Source organism: Psychrobacter luti (genome assembly GCF_014192115.1).
GTDB lineage: Bacteria > Pseudomonadota > Gammaproteobacteria > Pseudomonadales > Moraxellaceae > Psychrobacter > Psychrobacter luti.
The window spans coordinates 318,761-335,524 of sequence record NZ_JACHXL010000003.1; the positions used below are offsets into that span (position 1 = coordinate 318,761).

Annotated in this window: 13 protein-coding genes; 6 read left to right on the plus strand and 7 right to left on the minus strand. The window is 43.2% G+C overall.

The window, feature by feature from the left end:
* Positions 1–518: 518 nt before the first annotated feature.
* Positions 519–2,627 carry a TonB-dependent receptor domain-containing protein gene (locus FHS24_RS08280; RefSeq protein WP_183620583.1) on the plus strand — a complete coding sequence of 703 codons (2,109 nt, stop codon included), beginning with the start codon at positions 519–521 and terminating at the stop codon, positions 2,625–2,627.
* 331 nt (positions 2,628–2,958) lie between these two features.
* Here FHS24_RS08280 and FHS24_RS08285 read toward each other — a convergent pair whose 3' ends face one another.
* From FHS24_RS08285 to FHS24_RS08300, 4 genes are all read right to left on the minus strand, one after another.
* A complete protein-coding gene (locus tag FHS24_RS08285; protein WP_183620584.1) occupies positions 2,959–3,732 on the minus strand; it encodes an ATP-binding cassette domain-containing protein in 774 nt (257 codons plus the stop codon).
* Between the two features lie 80 nt (positions 3,733–3,812).
* Positions 3,813–4,907 carry an iron chelate uptake ABC transporter family permease subunit gene (locus FHS24_RS08290; protein WP_183620586.1) on the minus strand — a complete coding sequence of 365 codons (1,095 nt, stop codon included), beginning with the start codon at positions 4,905–4,907 and terminating at the stop codon, positions 3,813–3,815.
* A 161-nt stretch (positions 4,908–5,068) separates the two neighbouring features.
* On the minus strand, positions 5,069–6,169 hold the full coding sequence (locus FHS24_RS08295; RefSeq protein ID WP_183620588.1) for an ABC transporter permease: 1,101 nt from the start codon (positions 6,167–6,169) through the stop codon (positions 5,069–5,071).
* Between the two features lie 58 nt (positions 6,170–6,227).
* Positions 6,228–7,280, minus strand: a complete 1,053-nt coding sequence (locus FHS24_RS08300; RefSeq protein WP_183620590.1) for a siderophore ABC transporter substrate-binding protein — start codon at positions 7,278–7,280, stop codon at positions 6,228–6,230.
* Between the two features lie 496 nt (positions 7,281–7,776).
* Here FHS24_RS08300 and FHS24_RS08305 point away from each other — a divergent pair, with 496 nt between their 5' ends.
* The 3 genes from FHS24_RS08305 to FHS24_RS08315 all read left to right on the plus strand — a co-directional run bounded on the left by FHS24_RS08305 (position 7,777) and on the right by FHS24_RS08315 (position 10,033).
* Complete coding sequence (locus FHS24_RS08305; protein ID WP_183620592.1) at positions 7,777–8,760, plus strand: energy transducer TonB; 984 nt, start codon at positions 7,777–7,779, stop codon at positions 8,758–8,760.
* Between the two features lie 111 nt (positions 8,761–8,871).
* Positions 8,872–9,441, plus strand: a complete 570-nt coding sequence (locus FHS24_RS08310; RefSeq protein ID WP_183620594.1) for a MotA/TolQ/ExbB proton channel family protein — start codon at positions 8,872–8,874, stop codon at positions 9,439–9,441.
* A 190-nt stretch (positions 9,442–9,631) separates the two neighbouring features.
* On the plus strand, positions 9,632–10,033 hold the full coding sequence (locus FHS24_RS08315; RefSeq protein WP_183620596.1) for an ExbD/TolR family protein: 402 nt from the start codon (positions 9,632–9,634) through the stop codon (positions 10,031–10,033).
* A gap of 221 nt (positions 10,034–10,254) precedes the next feature.
* Here the strand turns inward: FHS24_RS08315 and FHS24_RS08320 are convergent, their stop codons facing one another.
* Positions 10,255–10,794, minus strand: a complete 540-nt coding sequence (locus tag FHS24_RS08320; RefSeq protein ID WP_227671742.1) for a DUF2799 domain-containing protein — start codon at positions 10,792–10,794, stop codon at positions 10,255–10,257.
* Positions 10,795–11,149: 355 nt separating this feature from the next.
* Between FHS24_RS08320 and FHS24_RS08325 the strand changes: the two genes are divergently transcribed.
* Both FHS24_RS08325 and topA read left to right on the plus strand, forming a co-directional pair.
* On the plus strand, positions 11,150–11,746 hold the full coding sequence (locus FHS24_RS08325; RefSeq protein ID WP_183620598.1) for a hypothetical protein: 597 nt from the start codon (positions 11,150–11,152) through the stop codon (positions 11,744–11,746).
* 282 nt (positions 11,747–12,028) lie between these two features.
* Positions 12,029–14,695, plus strand: coding sequence for a type I DNA topoisomerase (gene topA, locus FHS24_RS08330; protein ID WP_227671743.1), 2,667 nt, complete (start codon positions 12,029–12,031; stop codon positions 14,693–14,695).
* A gap of 139 nt (positions 14,696–14,834) precedes the next feature.
* Here topA and FHS24_RS08335 read toward each other — a convergent pair whose 3' ends face one another.
* Positions 14,835–15,392, minus strand: coding sequence for a superoxide dismutase family protein (locus tag FHS24_RS08335; protein ID WP_183620600.1), 558 nt, complete (start codon positions 15,390–15,392; stop codon positions 14,835–14,837).
* 171 nt (positions 15,393–15,563) lie between these two features.
* Positions 15,564–16,631 (minus strand): META domain-containing protein, encoded by a 1,068-nt coding sequence (locus FHS24_RS08340; RefSeq protein WP_183620602.1) that lies wholly within the window; start codon positions 16,629–16,631, stop codon positions 15,564–15,566.
* Positions 16,632–16,764: the final 133 nt, after the last annotated feature.

Here is a 16,764-nt window from a genome sequence, read left to right on the forward strand (position 1 = left end):
ATCATTGTAATAAAAACCTGACTAATTGGTCAGCTATCTAAGGGTATAGTGAAAGGCTCTGATATTGCAACGTTTTTTTTCATACTCGTAGATTTATTTATATCGCAATAATGATGGCTCAAAAGTGCATAGTCCAAGCTCCCGAGCTAAAAACCCTGAGATTATCAATTGTTTATAGAGAATGGACAGCAAGTCTTCATTGCATGCTTACATTCACAACCTAATCATTGAAGTGAATTTCTCACATTATTTATTGCCAAATTGTTGATACTTCGTTATTATGCCTGTCATTATTTAAATGCTAATAATTATCATTAACATTAACTATGTGATTCGCAATACGATTTGAGAATTGATGAGTATTGTCAACTTGTAGGTGATACAGGTCTTTTAGCGCAGTGGCAGAGCTGTCGTTGTAGAGCAAAGCCTCCAATAAGCTTTGTAAAAACCTCTTAAATAAATTCTCAAAAATGGCTCTTAATTCCTTCAATCCTAATAGTAAGTAAAGTGAGTGTGTTATGCGTGAAGTCAAGTCAGCAACGTTTTCTAATCAATTAACGGTCTTATCCATGGCGGTTTCAGCCGTTTTATGGTCACAGATGGCAATGGCGTTAGAGGAATTGCCAAGCACCACCTTACAAACCATCACCGTGACAGCCAATAGCTCAGCACGTGAAAGGGTACAAGAAGATGGCGTTTATATTGAAGACTATACGCCCGCCGCTCAGGCCAACCATTTAAGTGATGTATTAAACGTGGTACCCGGTGTGACCGTCGGCGGCACCTCATCAGTCAATCAGCGCGTGCGCATCCGTGGTCTTGATGATACCAATTTAAAAGTCACGATTGATGGCGCGCGCCAACAAGGCAAGATGTTTTATCATATGGGCGATTTGACCATTGACCCTGACTTATTAAAACAAGCAGACGTCTCGGTGGGTAACAATTCAGTGACGCTCGGTAATGATGCGCTTGGCGGCGCGGTGGCATTTAAAACCGTTGATGCCGCAGATTTGCTCAAACCTGGTCAAAAGATAGGTGCCAAGCTTCATGCAGGTTATGCCAGCAATAATGATGAGTTACTGACATCAGCAACGGTATTTGCCGCGCCAACTGAGAACGTGGATTTGCTTGCCTATTATGGCAAACGTGATGCCGAGGCGGGTGAAGACGGTGAAGGTCGTAAGATTCAAACTGAAGACAGCAAGGGCGAAAATATTCTATTAAAAGTCGGTGCCTATGTCGGCGATGAACATCATGTAGGTGCAAGCTTTAGCAGTACCGAAAACGAAGGGAGATTCCCATTACGCCCTGATTTCCCTGCCAGTCCAGGCGTGGGTAGCTGGAATGAGATACTACCGCATAAAGTAAAACGCGATACGTATGGGCTAGACTATACTTACAATCCAGTTAATAAATTGATTGATATTGATAGCAATGTTTATCAAACCAAAACTAGGATTTCAAGAGATACTGACTATACGGTAAATCCTGGTTATGACTGGGAAGCAGGCGTTAAAACAACAGGCGGTAAAATTCAGAATACCAGTGTGATTGATAATAGTATCGTTGAGGGTATCTCAGGCACCCATAAGCTTATCGCTGGGGTTGAGCATTATAAAAAAGAGTCTGAAATGGCGCGTGACGGTACTAGTACAGGCACTGATGAGGCAAAAAATACCTCAGTTTATCTAGAAGACCAATGGCAAATGGGCAAGTTTAGCCTAACGCCGGGCGTACGCTATGACCGTTATGATTCTCCAGAATTCGTCGCTGGTGGTAAGACTTATAATAATGTCGTCGGTGGCTTGGCCGCCAGCTATGAGATTGCCCCGCGTACACAATTATTTGCCAGTTATACGCAGTTATTCAATGGTCCAGATTTAAGCCAAGCGATTTTTAACCAAAATGGTGCTGGAACCTTTGTTAACAATGACTTAAAGGCAGAAGAAGGTGATAACGCAGAGGTTGGTATTGTCAGTACTTTACGTGGTTTGACCACTGATGATGACGCGCTGCAATTAAGTGCGAAATACTTTGAAACAAATATCGAAAATTATATTGAATTTGTACGTTCTGGCGGTAGTCGTATTGGTTTAGATTGTGCGACAGGTCAGTTAGGCGGTAGCTGCCAAGGTGCGATTAATAAAGACGAAGACTATAAAATTAAAGGTGTCGAGCTTGCCGCCGACTATAAAATGAATAACTTTAATATGGGTTTAAGCTACGCTCATACCCGTAGTAAAGGTGAAGACAGTGGTCATAGCATTTCTTCAGTGACAGGGAGTAGCTCTGATTCTGGTGATAAGTACATGGTCAACCTTGGTTACGCGCCAACGGACACCACAGAGCTTGGCTGGCGCAGTACCTATGTCGCTTCAGTGACGCCAAATACAGGTGGTGACGATATTGAAAAACCGGGCTATGATGTCCATGATATCTTTATGAGTTATTCACCAAAACAAGTAGACGGTTTAAAAGCGACGGTTGGGGTCTACAATATCTTTGATGAAACCTATGCCAGTCATGCCTCACGTATCGTGGCGCCACGCCCTGACGATGGTACTTTACGCACCGACTTTGAGCCGGGTCGTAATGTCAAAGCTTCTTTAACCTATCAGTTTTAAGTCTGCATTTATAGTTTATTAGCAAAGCACACAAACGAGCCAGCTTTCTGTCTAAGAGAGCTGGCTTTTTTATGGATGCTTTTGAAATCAAGGCACGCCCAAGGAAGAGTTATTTTAATATTTAAAATATAACAGCAAAAATAAAAGGGGCTAAAAATGAGTAAACCTAGCCCAAGAGTGTTAGAAGTAAAACGTATCGCTGATATCACACCCAATATGTGCTGTATTACTTTGGGAGGGGAAGATGCTGCATTAGGGCTATAAGTGGCAAATATAAACAGCAATATGACATAGTTAAATTATAAGGAGTCCGTAGTACAATAAAACGGCGTTATAATAATGTATCGACAATCACTGGTCGACCTTGATGATTTAATACCGTCACATCGACGTTATATAAGTCCTTCACCGTCTCTTGGGTGATGACATCGGTTGGTCTGCCAACGGCCATTACCTGACCTGCTTTCATAGTGACCACCGTATCGGCGAATTGCGCCGCTTGATTGATATCATGCAGGACAATCACCACGGTTTTTTGCTGGCTGCGACTCAATTCGCGCAGCTCACGCATCAGGCGACCAGCATGGTACATATCCAGATTATTCAGTGGCTCATCAAGCAATAAATACGGCGTATCTTGGCAGACAATCATCGCAATCAGCACGCGTTGCCGTTGACCACCGGATAATGTTGATAAAAAACGCTCGGCTAATGGTTCTAGCTCAAAGCGTTCGATAATATCCTGCACTTTTTTTTCATCATTCGCTGTTGGTTGCCCTTGATGGTAAGGATAACGGCCAAACATCAGCAGCTCATGCACGCGCAATCGCCCTTGCACTTGATTGTCTTGCCCGAGCATCGCCACTGTCTTAGACAATGTTCGCGCATGACAGCTGACAATATCACGTTCCTCATTATCTACAACGAAACTTACCTGTCCTGACTGTAGCGGTTGCAGTCGTGCCATCACTGAAAACAAGGTGGATTTACCCGCACCATTTGGGCCTATTAAGGCAATAATTTGTGAGGGTGGCAAAAATAGAGTGATTTCATGCAGGATTTGCTGTTTGCCAATATAGTGGGAGATATTATCGAGTTTAATCATAGTCATTCTTATTTTTAGATAAATTCTTGGTCAGTTTTAAATAGTTTAAGCTCTTTTATACAGGTCAATACGCCGTGTCATTAACGACGCTGAGTCATAAAAATCAGTATTAAAAATACCAAGCCACCAGCCAATTCAATTACCACTGACAGTACACCTGCCATACCCAGCACTTGCTCGAATACCGTCTGACCGAGTACTAAGCAAATCATCGCCACCAAGCTGACCAATATCAGTCGTTCACTATGATACATATGACGCGCGATGCGATTGGTTAAGGCGCAGACCAGTAAACCAAAGAAAGTCACTGGACCGACCAATGCGGTTGCCGTGGCGACCAATACTGCGATGACCGTTAATAGCCCAAATGCTAAGCGTTGATAATTAATGCCAAGGTTAATCGCTTGCGCCTTACCGAGCATAAATACATCGCATTGATAACGCCAGCGCCAGATAAATAGCGCGCTTATGATGCAGATAAAAAGGCTGATACCAAGCAGTTGCGGATTGACCGTATTAAATTGTGCGTAACTGGCAGATTGTACGACCACGAAATCATCAGGATTAATCAGGCGTGCAATCAGTGCCGATAAGCTGCGAAACAATACGCCAAAAATAACGCCCACCAATATCAACCGCGTCAAATCCTGACTGTTTTTTGAAAATAACAGTCGAAATAACAATAAGGACGCGCCGAACATGAGGATAATTTCAAGGGTGAATTTGGCAATAGGATTAATGCTAGTAAAGCTCATCGCACCCAAAAAGAATACCAATAAGCTTTGTAGCAAGACATATAGCGAGTCAAAACCCAACAGTGATGGCGTTAGAATAGGGTTGTGCGTTAAGGTTTGAAAGAGCAGAGTCGATACGCCAATCGCATAACCGACCACCATGAGCGCCAGTAATTTCTTACCACGTAGCGGTAATGCAAAATCCCAATAACCGTTGACATTGAGCGTCAAAAATAGTGTCATTGAGATCAATAAGATAATGGCGGCAATTGATTTTGGATGGTTGGCGATAAATGCCCAAAGTTGTGCTAAATGACTCTGTCCAGAAATGTTTGCATGACTGTCGTTTTGCAAAGTAGCATTTGTTAGAACACAATTTTCTGCTGAGCCAGACTTTGTAGAACTGTCATTTATAAAGTCATGTTTAAACGGTGAGAACATACGTAAATCCTACTATGCTACCTTTAGTAGTAACAACGCCAAGCTTATCTAATCAGACAACAGGACGAATAAATTAAGAAAAGAGTTAGCTGTGATTAATAGGTTATTGTTAGTAACGATTATTAATAAGCTTCTATTAGTGAGTTGCCAGTTAATGAGCTTTATTGCTCAGAAGGCGCGCGTAATAACAGCCATAAAAATAGTACGGTGCCAACCACACCAAAGACGGTAGCGACTGGCACTTCAAACGGGTAGCGAATAGAGCGTCCGATGATATCGCAGAGTAATACTGCTGAAGCACCTAGTAGTGCGACTGCTGGCAAGCTACGGCGTAATTTATCACCCATCAATCGGCTGACGATATTGGGTACGACCAAGCCAATAAAGGGAATCATGCCAACCGTCACGACGACGATAGCGCTCATCATCGCCACCATACCGACGCCAAGCCACGTGACTTGGCGTTTACTAATCCCTAAGTTTAGCGCGATATTATCCCCCAAACCCACGATGGTCAGCTTGTCGGCAATGATATAAGCCAGCACGCACAGTCCACCTGTTAGCCACAACAACTCATAACGACCGGCTAATACGACAGAGAAGTCACCAAATTGCCAAACGCTAAGCATCTGTAACGATTCAGTTTGATAAGCGATAAAGGTCGTCACCGCCTCAATTATGCCGCCAAAGACAATGCCAATTAGCGGAATCATCAAAAAATCAGTCGGCGGAATACGGTGAATGAGCAGCATAAATAGCATCATGCCAAACACCGCAGTGACAGTTGCCACGCCCATTTTTACGATGAGTGCGCTGGCTGGAAACAGTAGGCTGACGACCAATAAACCCAGTGCCGCGCTTTGAGTCGCACCTACCATCGATGGTTCAACGAAGCGGTTTTTTAGCACTACTTGAATAATCATCCCAGCCACCGCCATCGCGATACCAGTTAAAATGATGGCAATGGTACGCGGTATACGGCTGACCAATAGCAGTGAGCTATCTGAGTTGGCGCTATGATTGATAATGCTGTGAAAGATACCCGCCCACGAAAAGTCCGCCACCCCAATCGATAAGCTTAACAACACCAAAAACCCCATGATAATGAGGCTACCTGTGTTGATTAACCATGGTGGTATGGCGGCACGTTGATGTTTAGGACTCAGACCATTGCGAGTCTTTTTTTGCCAACTTGATGGTACAGCTGGCAAAGCAGGATTGTCTTTGACACTGGCATGAGCGCGAGATGAAAATAACGACATAACGTCTACTGGCTTATAAGTGGGTAATTAAGAAATATGGCTCGTATCGTTATCAGGTCTATTTCGCGCTAGCAAAAGCATCTTTAATGGTAGTCAAGTCCTGCATCCATTGATAGTAACCACCGAATGCTAGGTAAGAATCTGGGCTAAGGTAAACCACTTGATCATTACTCCAGGCATTGATTTGCGCGACCAATGGATTGTCCAATACTGCTTTTGCGCCAGCGCCGTCTTCGCCAATTGCAGCACTGCGATCGACAACGAATAACCAGTCAGGGTTGGTTTTTTGTAGATATTCAAAAGATACAGGCTGACCGTGACGCGCGTCGGCGATTTGGTCATCAGCCATTGGAATATCTAATACCGTATGAATAAAGCCATAGCGTGACTTATCACCGTAGGCGGACAGCTTATTGCCATTTACCATCACCACTAAGCCTTTACCCTTGTCCTTGGTTAACACTTTGGTTTCGTCGATGAGCCCATCGATATTACCTTGCAGTTTCGCTGCCTGATCACTTTTACCAAACAATGCACCCAAATCATGCAGACGTTGCTTGCTCGACTCATAAATATTTGCCGCATCAATGGTCATATCAAGCGTTGGCGCAATACTTGAAAGCGAATCGTATTTTTCTGCCATCCGTGAGCCGACCAAAATAGCTTGTGGCTGCATGGCGTTCAATGCTTCAAGATCTGGCTCAAATACAGTACCGACGGCTTTTGGCTCAGGTTGGGTCTTAGAGTGTAGATTGTCTAAGTGCAGCCCACTTGGCATGCCATCGACAGCCACATCTAGCGCTGCCAGATCTTGCATCAAAGTCATATCATAGACCACCAGTGGTGACGGATTCATTGCCAAGTCGACCTTACCTTTTGTCGTATCAACGGCAATGGTCGCCACAGAAACGTTGTCATTATTAGCAACATTTGAGGCATTATCTGCCGTTTGGTTCTCAGTCTTGGCATCTGCTGGCTCAGAGTCGTTGGACTCAGGTGAGCTACAACCGGCCATGCTAATAGTGGTGACGAGTGCAGTCATCATAGCGGTCAATAATGGACGTTTAAAAAAAGAAGTAGTGGAGCGATTGGATAATAGGGTGGTAGGCATAGTTAACTCGGTATATCAGATGTGTAAGCAGCCCTTAAATCATCAGCTGCAACTGTAAATGTCGAAAGCAAAAAGAGCTGAACAAGCGCCGTTGAGGGATACGCTAATACAGTACTCGTTTGGTTGGTTTATTAATGCTATTAAGCGTTTCTAAATTTTATAAGGGCTATGATAAAGTAATTGAGACTCATTATCAATTGAAATGATAACGGTTTTTATTAACGTCACTTTTTTTAGGTGAATGTACCACTCTAATCCTATATTCTAATAGTAAAACTTGATAGACAGATTAGGCTTACCGGATAAGGCTGCTTAAGATAAGGAGGTTGCTCGCGCAAATTTTTATGTGGCTGAGCAATCATAAAAAATTGCACAATCAACACTGATTAAAAAGAAAATATTAAATTTATTATTGATAATAATTCTCGTTTGCATTATTATCTACGCCATTGTTGCCCACCAGTATGAATGCATGGCTGTTAATTATTAGGTTGTTATGAACTCAACGGATTTAGACACGCCACCCCTTAAACTGATACTCATCGCTATCGTGATAGTTGTGGGGCTGCATGTGCTGACGGCAGTAGCATTGGTTGCGATGAAACCTGCTGAGCCAACAATCAAGCCACCAGTAGATACGCCGCCTATCGAGATAGAGTTTGTCTCATTGCCTGCTCCAAATACCGAGCCTGAGATAGAAGCGGAGCAAGCAGCTGCTCAGCAAAAGACTCAGTCAAAAGTAAAGCCTGAACGTATAGAACCGCCTAAGCCGCAGCCGCAACAAAAACCAATAGCAGAATCGAACACTAAAGTGGTAACAGTAAAGCCAACAATAAAAACACTAGAGATAAAGAACAAGAAGGCTGATATCGAACCTGTTGCTAAAGTAGAAAGAAAAAAGCCTGGCATTATTAAAAAAGAAGCCCCTAAAATAGATACATCGATGGCGGATGAGCAACGTAGGATAATAGCGGCACAAGCGGAAAAAGCTGCTCAAGATGCCCACGCTAGGGCGGTTGTAGACGCCAAAGCTGCCCGCGAGGCACAAGCGCAGGCAGACGCTAAAGCGGCAAATGATGCCGCTAAAAAGTCGGCAGAAATAAAGGCTGCGATACAAGCAGCAGAGGCCGCTGTTCGAGCAAAAGCAGATGCTGCCGCCAAAGCTGCGGCATCAGCGAGTAATGAGCCTGTCAATTTTACGGCCAGCAATGCCAATTGGGCATCAGCGCCAAACTTTAGCTTTCCTGAGCGTGCCGCCAAGCGAGCCCGTTCAGGCGATACGCTCAACGTGGTATTAGTATTAAGAGTCAATAAACAAGGCAGCATTGATAGCGTGCGAATTGTCCAATCATCAGGTAATGCGATAGTAGATAAAGAAGCGCAGCGTCAGGTACGCTCTGGAAAATTTAAACCCTTTACCAAAAACGGTGTGCCAGTGGTCGGTAATGTGACCTTGCCTATCGCTTATGCAATTCCATAGAGATACAAAAAACGGCTATCGCGGTATTTAAGTGGCACACACTATTGCCACTAACTGTTATCGATAATAATAAAACAACAAGTAATGACATCCCACTTTAAGGAGTCTGATATGGACTTTACGAGCTACTGGCAATACAGCGATATGGTGACCAGAACCTTATTTTTCTTGCTCCTTACCTTATCTATCGTCTCTTGGGTGACCGGTATCATTCGCATACTGCAAAGCCGCAAAATGGCTGCTAGTGTCGCCGATGATTTGAGTGCACAGATTCATAGTAAGCAAGCAAGCTTGATTGATACGGATGGCGCGACACGGCGTTTGGTGATTGAGCAAACCTTACTTAAACATATCGGTCGCTACCGTTTTGCCAGTGAGCGCGGTCTACCTATCCTTGGTACAACGGCAGCAATTGCGCCATTTATCGGATTGTTTGGCACGGTATGGGGTATTTTTCATGCGCTGCATAATATTGGCACGAGCGGTCAAGCAGGACTAGGGCAAGTAGCAGGGCCAGTTGGTGAAGCCCTTATTATGACGGGTTTGGGTATCGCCGTTGCGATTCCAGCCGTGGTGTTTTATAACCTTGCAGTGCGTATCAATCGCCGCGTGATGTACCATGCCAATGATAGAGCGCATGATTTATTGGCACAATCAACCAAAAGTATAAGCTCTGAGTAACCAACCGCTCAATTATCTGAACCTTGTCGTAAGTCAGCACCATCGCAGCTGTCATGATTGTTTAACAAAGAAGCGCTAAGCTAAAGCAGTTTCAAAAAGTAATTTAAAAAACCAATTTTAAAAAAGTAATGCGAAAATCAGCTAAAAGCACGAGCGGCAAAGACGCTAATTAACGGTATTGAGAATAATTATGGCATTTCAACTGGGTGATGATGACGTTCAAAGCATGAATGAGATGAACCTTATTCCGCTTATCGATATCATGCTGGTATTGATGATTATCTTTTTATTGACGGCGACGGTTCTAAACCCAACCGTACCCTTAGATTTACCAAAGACCAGTGCCGAGCTAAACCAAGCGCCGCCAGAAGCCATTCAAATTAGCATCGATAAAGATGCAGGTTTATTTTGGGACGATGAGCCAATCAGTATGGAAGCGTTAGCGGCGCGTCTGCAAGCGCAGTCGACGAGCGGTAAGGATCCGTCTATCCAGCTGCGCGCTGATAAAGAAGGTAAGTATGATACCGTGGCGCAAGTATTGGCGGCTGCCAGTCAAGCGGGACTAAGTAAGATTGCATTTGTTAACGAGTAAGGTTTAAACGAGTAATGTTCAAAAATAAATGTGCTATGAAAAACAGCCTTTAGAAGAACGGTTTCTAGAAAAACAGACTACCCAAATAAACTAGTAGGCTTATTAATAAAAAAACAACCAAGACAATAACAAGAATAATTAAAATAATAACTTTTTTCTCCGGCCTCGCTTGGGCAACCTTGCGAGGTTATCTTTTTTTTAGCTGTCTTTGAGCTAAGCGATTACCAGCCATAGCCAAATGGGCGATAACCATAACCTAAGCGTCCAGAGCCATAACCAAACGGATAAGGCGAGCGCAGATAATCAAGGTCACGCTGACGGATATAATAGTAGCGCCCTTGGGAGTAAGCTTCCTCGAGCTTTTCGATGCCTTCGAGCGGACAAACAGGCTGCCAATCATAACCTTCGCGCCCAAGTTTATAGGCATTGAGCTCAGTACAGTAATTTTTCAGCCCTTGCTGACGACCTTGCTCCCACAACACGCGGTTTGAGGTTGCGCCAATGACACTTGCGCATTGATTGGTATAATGCCCAAAGTAAGCACCTGAGCGCCCACGGATACCATCAGCATAGCCGACTTCTTGCCAATTGCTGCTTTGGCATTGTTCGGGCGTTAGGCTTTGGGTCGTTGCACAGCCGGATAAAGTAAACAAGGCTGCACCCATTAGCAAGATAGCAAGACGAGGTTTACGCATGATTTTACCGGTACATTTACTGACTTGCGAGGCGGTCGATGAGTTTCGCTTAAGATGATAATTCATAATAAACCTGCGCGTGTTTAAAATAATGGTTTATCATAGCACTTTTTTATGCGCCCAACTTTTTGCATCTTGTTATCGAATCAGTAGCTTTCTGTACTAAGTATTTGATATGCCAATATAAATAATAAAGCGTTGCTAAGTGTCAGGTTTGCTCAGCGTTTCGCTACTTATAAACGATAGCATTTAAGGGCGCTTGATTTTTAATGGTTTGCGCTCATTATAAGCACGTAGATATTAGGTATTAACTAGCAGCCGTTTGTATTTAAGCTTTTTATATAAATAACCACGCTTATAGGTTATTAGCCCTATTTTAATTTATAGCATTACTTCATTTAAGCTAAAAGGTCAGACTGTTATGGGAATGTGGATTGCGATCGCCATTGTACTATTTGTATTAGGGAGTATGATGGCGCTCAAACCTAGCGGAATCGACCAGCGTTTGGATAAGCTGCGTATGACTGCGCGTCGTTTACAGCTCAATCCCAAATTGGTGACTTGCCCAGATTGGGTAAAGGGCAAAGACAATGAGTATGGTCGCGGGATGCTAGGACAATACTGCCTAGTGCTAGACGATATGCAGCTGCCGCATACTCGCTATCAAGTGATTGATGGACAATGGCGACCAGATAGCAGTTTTGTTGATACGTCCACAGAAGATACCAAACTGACTATTCCGAGTGCCATTCGTTCCAGCCAAAACAATACCAAAACGGATGTCAAAAAGACCAATTTTAGTCTGGATAAGATGCCACTCGATTTGCCCGTTAGTATTGAACCATTTGTCAAAGGTCTATTAACCAAGGCCAATAGTATCGTTATTTATTGGGAAGATATCGCTTATGTGCGTCCATCGACCAATCCTGCTTATCAGCAAAAATTGATTGAGGCTGACTTGCTGGCACTGAAAGAAAACCTTGAGAGATGGGCATTACAGATGCAAAAGCAGCTATAAAAATCGCGATGAGCTAGCAAATGAATTTTTCGTCTCCATTAAGAGGCAATATGCAAGTCCTTTTGGCAAACTCTCAGTCATTTTAAGTTGACAGCTTAACGCTTAGCAGTGTAACGTCTTTATAACTGTATCTATGCGTTATGGTTATTGTTTGTTTTATAACCGTTTTTATCGGCAGCCCTTACTACAATAATTCGCTGAGCCATTATAACTAACTATTATAAATTGCCATGCTGCTGAATTTATCCTTATTTCAATTTACTTATTATGGTGTCGTCACTTATGGCAAAACCCGCAACCAAAAAAAGTCCAGCTGCGGCTGCTGACAAAACTAAAGACAGTCCAAAGGGCAAGTCTTTGGTGATCGTAGAATCACCCGCCAAGGCAAAAACTATCAATAAATACTTGGGCGATGACTTTATCGTACGCTCAAGTATTGGTCATGTCCGTGATTTGCCAGTGGGCGCGAGCAAAAGCGCGAAGAAGCCAGCGGCGAGCAAAAAAGATGACAGCCTGAGCAAAGAAGAAAAAACCCAGCAAGCATTGGTACGGCGCATGGGCGTTGACCCAGAACATAACTGGGCGGCAGTCTATGAGGTATTGCCTAACAAGACCAAGGTCATCAAAGAGCTTAAAGCCTTAGCTAAAGATGCTGACAAAATCTATCTCGCAACGGATATGGATAGAGAAGGGGAAGCGATTGCTTGGCATCTAAAAGAAGTCATCGGCGGCGCAGACAGTAAGTATGAGCGCGTGGTCTTTAATGAGATTACCAAATCTGCCATTCAAAATGCCTTTAAGCAACCATCCAAACTTGATATTGACCGTGTGAACGCCCAACAAGCGCGGCGCTTTTTAGACCGCGTCGTTGGCTTTATGGTATCGCCACTACTTTGGCAAAAGGTTGCTCGCGGACTGTCAGCAGGTCGTGTCCAGTCAGTTGCCATGCGTTTGGTGGTGGAAAGAGAACATGAGATACGCGCCTTTATTCCAGAAGAATACTGGCAGATTCATGCTGATACTCACGTCGCTAGCAGTAAAAAAGATGCTGAGCAAATTGCCATTCGTCTAGAAGCGACCAAGCAAGGTGGCAAAACGCTAAAGCTTGTCAATAAAGAACAGACCGATAAAGTCTTAGCAGTGCTTAACTCAAGCGACTTTATCGTTAAAGAACGCGAAGAGAAGCCAACGCAATCACGTCCAAGTGCGCCGTTTATCACCTCGACGTTGCAACAAGCCGCCAGTACGCGCTTGGGTTTTTCGGTTAAGAAAACCATGATTTTGGCGCAGCGTTTATACGAAGCCGGTCATATTACTTATATGCGTACCGACTCGACTTTCTTGTCTGGTGATGCATTAGCTGCCGTACGTGGTTATATCGAAGACAGCTATGGCGCAAAATATGTGCCAGAAAAGCCAAACTTCTATGGCAATAAACAAGGCGCACAAGAGGCGCATGAGGCGATTCGTCCGTCTAACGTCAATATGAAATCAACCCAGCTAAAAGGTGTTGAGCGTGATGCCATTCGTTTATATGAGCTGATTTGGCGTCAGTTTGTTGCCTGTCAGATGCTGCCAGCAAAATACTTGTCAGTGAATCTATTTGTTGCTGCCAATGATGTTGAGCTAAAAGCGCGTGGTCGTACGTTAGTGTTTGATGGCTTTACTAAAGTCATGCCACCAGCGAAGACCGACGATACTTTATTGCCAGATGTCAAAAAAGGCGATAAATTAACACTAGATAAGCTCGATCCTAGCCAACACTTTACCAAGCCGCCACCGCGCTACACTGAGGCAAGCTTGGTCAAAGAGCTTGAGAAGAAAGGCATTGGTCGTCCATCGACCTACGCTTCTATCATTTCGACCATTCAAGATCGCGGTTATGTAAAGCTTGAAAATAAGCGTTTATTTGCCGAAAAAATGGGTGATATCGTTACTGATAGACTGACCGCCAGTTTCCCAGATTTGATGGATTATACCTTTACCGCTGCATTAGAAGACAAGCTTGACCATGTTGCTGAGGGCGATACGGATTGGAAAGATGTCCTCGATAACTTTTATGGCGACTTTAAAAAGACTCTAGATCGTGCCAAAGAAAAAGATGGCATGCGTCCGAATGATCCAACTGATGTGCCAGATGTACATTGTGATATTTGTGATCGTCCGATGCAACTGCGTACGGGTTCAACAGGTGTATTCTTAGGTTGTACTGGATATAACTTACCGCCAAAAGAGCGCTGTAAAGGCACTAAGAACTTAATGCCGGTCGAAGCGTTTGCCAATCTTGATGATGCTGAAGGCGATGACGAAGCGGCTGAAGTTAAAGATTTGATGGAGAAAAAACGCTGCCCGAAATGCGGTACGGCCATGAATGGCTATATCGTCGACGGTGGTCTCAAGCTCCATATCTGTGGTAATAATCCTGATTGCGACGGTTATATCTTAGAAGAAGGTAAGTTTGAAGTACCGGGTTCAGACGCTCCAACCATCGACTGTAATAAATGTGATGGGCAGATGGAGCTAAAGACCGGACGTTTTGGTCCTTACTTTGCTTGTCAGAAATGTGACAATACCCGTAAAGTACTGAAAACCGGCGAAGCTGCACCACCGCGTATGGATCCTATTCATCTGCCAGAGCTAAAATCAACCAAGCACGATGATTATTTTATCTTACGTGAAGGCGCGGCTGGAATGTTCTTAGCAGCATCTAAGTTCCCGAAAGTACGCGAAACACGTCCGCCAAAGCTTGCTGAGCTACGCGAAATCAAAGATAAGATGGAAGACAAGTTCCAGTATCTTTTTGAAGGACCAGATGAAGACCCAGATGGCAATGCAACCATTCTACGTTGGTCGCGTAAGAAAAAAGAGCAGTATATCGGCTCTGAGAAAAACGGCAAAGCCACGCGTTGGGGTGTGTATTGGCGTAATGGTGAATGGGTAGAAGAGTAAGCCTCTTTAACCACTTTATCTCTAAGCCATATCTTTAAACCATAAAAAAACCTCTTAGATAATCTAAGAGGTTTTTTTATGGTTTAAAGTTTAATGATACTAACAGTATTAAGCTTTAAAAGTTATTGGCTAAATACGATTAGTTCTTTTCGATGATACCGCAAGCAACGCGATCGCCTGCATTACCAGCTGGCTGGCTAGTATAGTCGTCAACTCCGCTGTGTACGATAAATGCTAAGCGGTTAACACTATATTTCCCGGCATCAGCAGCGGAGATTTTCTTATTTACAAAGTTGATAGTAGCAACACCATCAGCATTGGCGGTTAAGTTCGGCAAATCGCCCGCATGACCATTCATATCATCAGGGTTAGAGTGCGGTTTATTATCTGGATTAAAATGACCACCTGCCGCTTTACCCATATCAGCACAGCTACCGGTTTCATGGATGTGTAGTGATACCGTTTTACCTGGTTGCAGGTTCATAAGCTTACCGTAGACTTGTACACCGCCATCAACTGGACGTAGAAATACTTGACCCACTTCATTCTTATTACCAGCGACTGCATTGATCGTAGATTTTAGCGCAGGTTGGCTCAGTGGATTACCGGTTTGCATTTGACCTTCGACGGTTTGGCAACCTGTCATTACTAACGCTGAACCACATAATAGGGCACTTGCAAGCATCGTCTTATTCATTATTATCTCCATTTATGTTTGATCGTTATGATGAGTTTCTATAGTTTTAGTTAAGATATTCAAATATTGCCTAATACCGCAACCAGTATAGCCAAGCGTTAGATATAGTTATTCATCAAATGCGCAACAATCGGTTAATAAATGTAAGTATCGTATGGGTTTGCAAATGGTTTATGGTGTTTTCTTTGCTTCGTTTTGCCAAATAAGCGTTTCGCCTGATTCTAACTTTTGAGTAAGGAGATAGCTGGATTTAGAATTATCAGAAGGATTAGATATCCTCTGATTATCAAGATTGTTCAGTGTTAACTGACTAGAGCTATAAAGCATTAGGCGGCTAAGGCTTGATTCAATATCATCAATGTCATCACCACACCCTACCATCGTTGAAGGGTTGCCACCAATTAGCAACGTTTGATTAGTAGATAAAGCATAAGACCCACCAGCCCCATTGCATCCGACAGAAAATCCAACACCTTGGCTAAAACTACTTTGCTGAGGATTGCTATAATCATGTGAACCAAGTCTGTAGTTTGCAGTAATAGGTACATCTGGACGATTAAATTTATTAATAGTTTTATTAGTATCGTCAGTTGCACTAATAAGACGCCATTGGTATTGCTCTAATAGTTCATTGGTAAGCGGTATGCCCGCCACAGGATATTCAGGCTTGGGCGTACCCGAAAAAATCAGTGTTTTTCCTTTATTGGTTTTTAGAGCCAGCTGTTTTAATGTCTTGTTAGAACTCTGTGCAGAGTTTGGTAGTACTGGATCAAATCTGAAATCTGTATCTGAATAGGGTATAAAAACACCATTTACGACATTTCCTGTTTTGTTTTTGATTGTGTTTTTATTACTCAAATTTTCGATAATTGAATGGTTTACTGTGGTGCAGTTATCAGATAGTTCTCTGACATTGATTTGCCAGTAAAGGTACGGTAATGGTAACCACATATCAAAAGAAACTTGGTTAAGCTGACAGCCTTCTGTAAATGTTAAAAGGCTTGGATGTACCTCCATTATCAAAGGCAGCTTTTGGTTAAAAGGCTTAATTCGACCATTATCATCGCTGACATGGGTTAATTGCCACTCATATTTTGTGGTGGTTTGAAACAGTCTGGATTCGAGCGTGGTCGCTGACCAGTTTTTATCATCGATAACGGTACTGGTTTGGCAGCCTAATAAAGCGAGGGGTAGTAATGTGCTTATTACAACTAGAGGCACCCTTAAATGTTTTAACATTGTACTTTCCTAATTAATAAACCTTTGTCTAAAATATAGCACAAGGTCTTAACCAAATTATTTTTTATTATTGCCAAAAAAAGCCGCCCATCATGACGATGAGCGGCTTTTTGATTTATAAGATTGAATGAAT

Coding starts and splice junctions, on each gene's coding strand:
- FHS24_RS08340 (WP_183620602.1), bottom strand. CDS start 16,631: ATGTTAAAACATTTAAGGGTGCCTCTAGTTGTAATAAGCACATTACTA.
- FHS24_RS08335 (WP_183620600.1), bottom strand. CDS start 15,392: ATGAATAAGACGATGCTTGCAAGTGCCCTATTATGTGGTTCAGCGTTA.
- FHS24_RS08285 (WP_183620584.1), bottom strand. CDS start 3,732: ATGATTAAACTCGATAATATCTCCCACTATATTGGCAAACAGCAAATC.
- topA (WP_227671743.1), top strand. CDS start 12,029: ATGGCAAAACCCGCAACCAAAAAAAGTCCAGCTGCGGCTGCTGACAAA.
- FHS24_RS08280 (WP_183620583.1), top strand. CDS start 519: ATGCGTGAAGTCAAGTCAGCAACGTTTTCTAATCAATTAACGGTCTTA.
- FHS24_RS08305 (WP_183620592.1), top strand. CDS start 7,777: ATGAACTCAACGGATTTAGACACGCCACCCCTTAAACTGATACTCATC.
- FHS24_RS08315 (WP_183620596.1), top strand. CDS start 9,632: ATGGCATTTCAACTGGGTGATGATGACGTTCAAAGCATGAATGAGATG.
- FHS24_RS08290 (WP_183620586.1), bottom strand. CDS start 4,907: ATGTTCTCACCGTTTAAACATGACTTTATAAATGACAGTTCTACAAAG.
- FHS24_RS08325 (WP_183620598.1), top strand. CDS start 11,150: ATGGGAATGTGGATTGCGATCGCCATTGTACTATTTGTATTAGGGAGT.
- FHS24_RS08295 (WP_183620588.1), bottom strand. CDS start 6,169: ATGTCGTTATTTTCATCTCGCGCTCATGCCAGTGTCAAAGACAATCCT.
- FHS24_RS08300 (WP_183620590.1), bottom strand. CDS start 7,280: ATGCCTACCACCCTATTATCCAATCGCTCCACTACTTCTTTTTTTAAA.
- FHS24_RS08310 (WP_183620594.1), top strand. CDS start 8,872: ATGGACTTTACGAGCTACTGGCAATACAGCGATATGGTGACCAGAACC.
- FHS24_RS08320 (WP_227671742.1), bottom strand. CDS start 10,794: ATGAATTATCATCTTAAGCGAAACTCATCGACCGCCTCGCAAGTCAGT.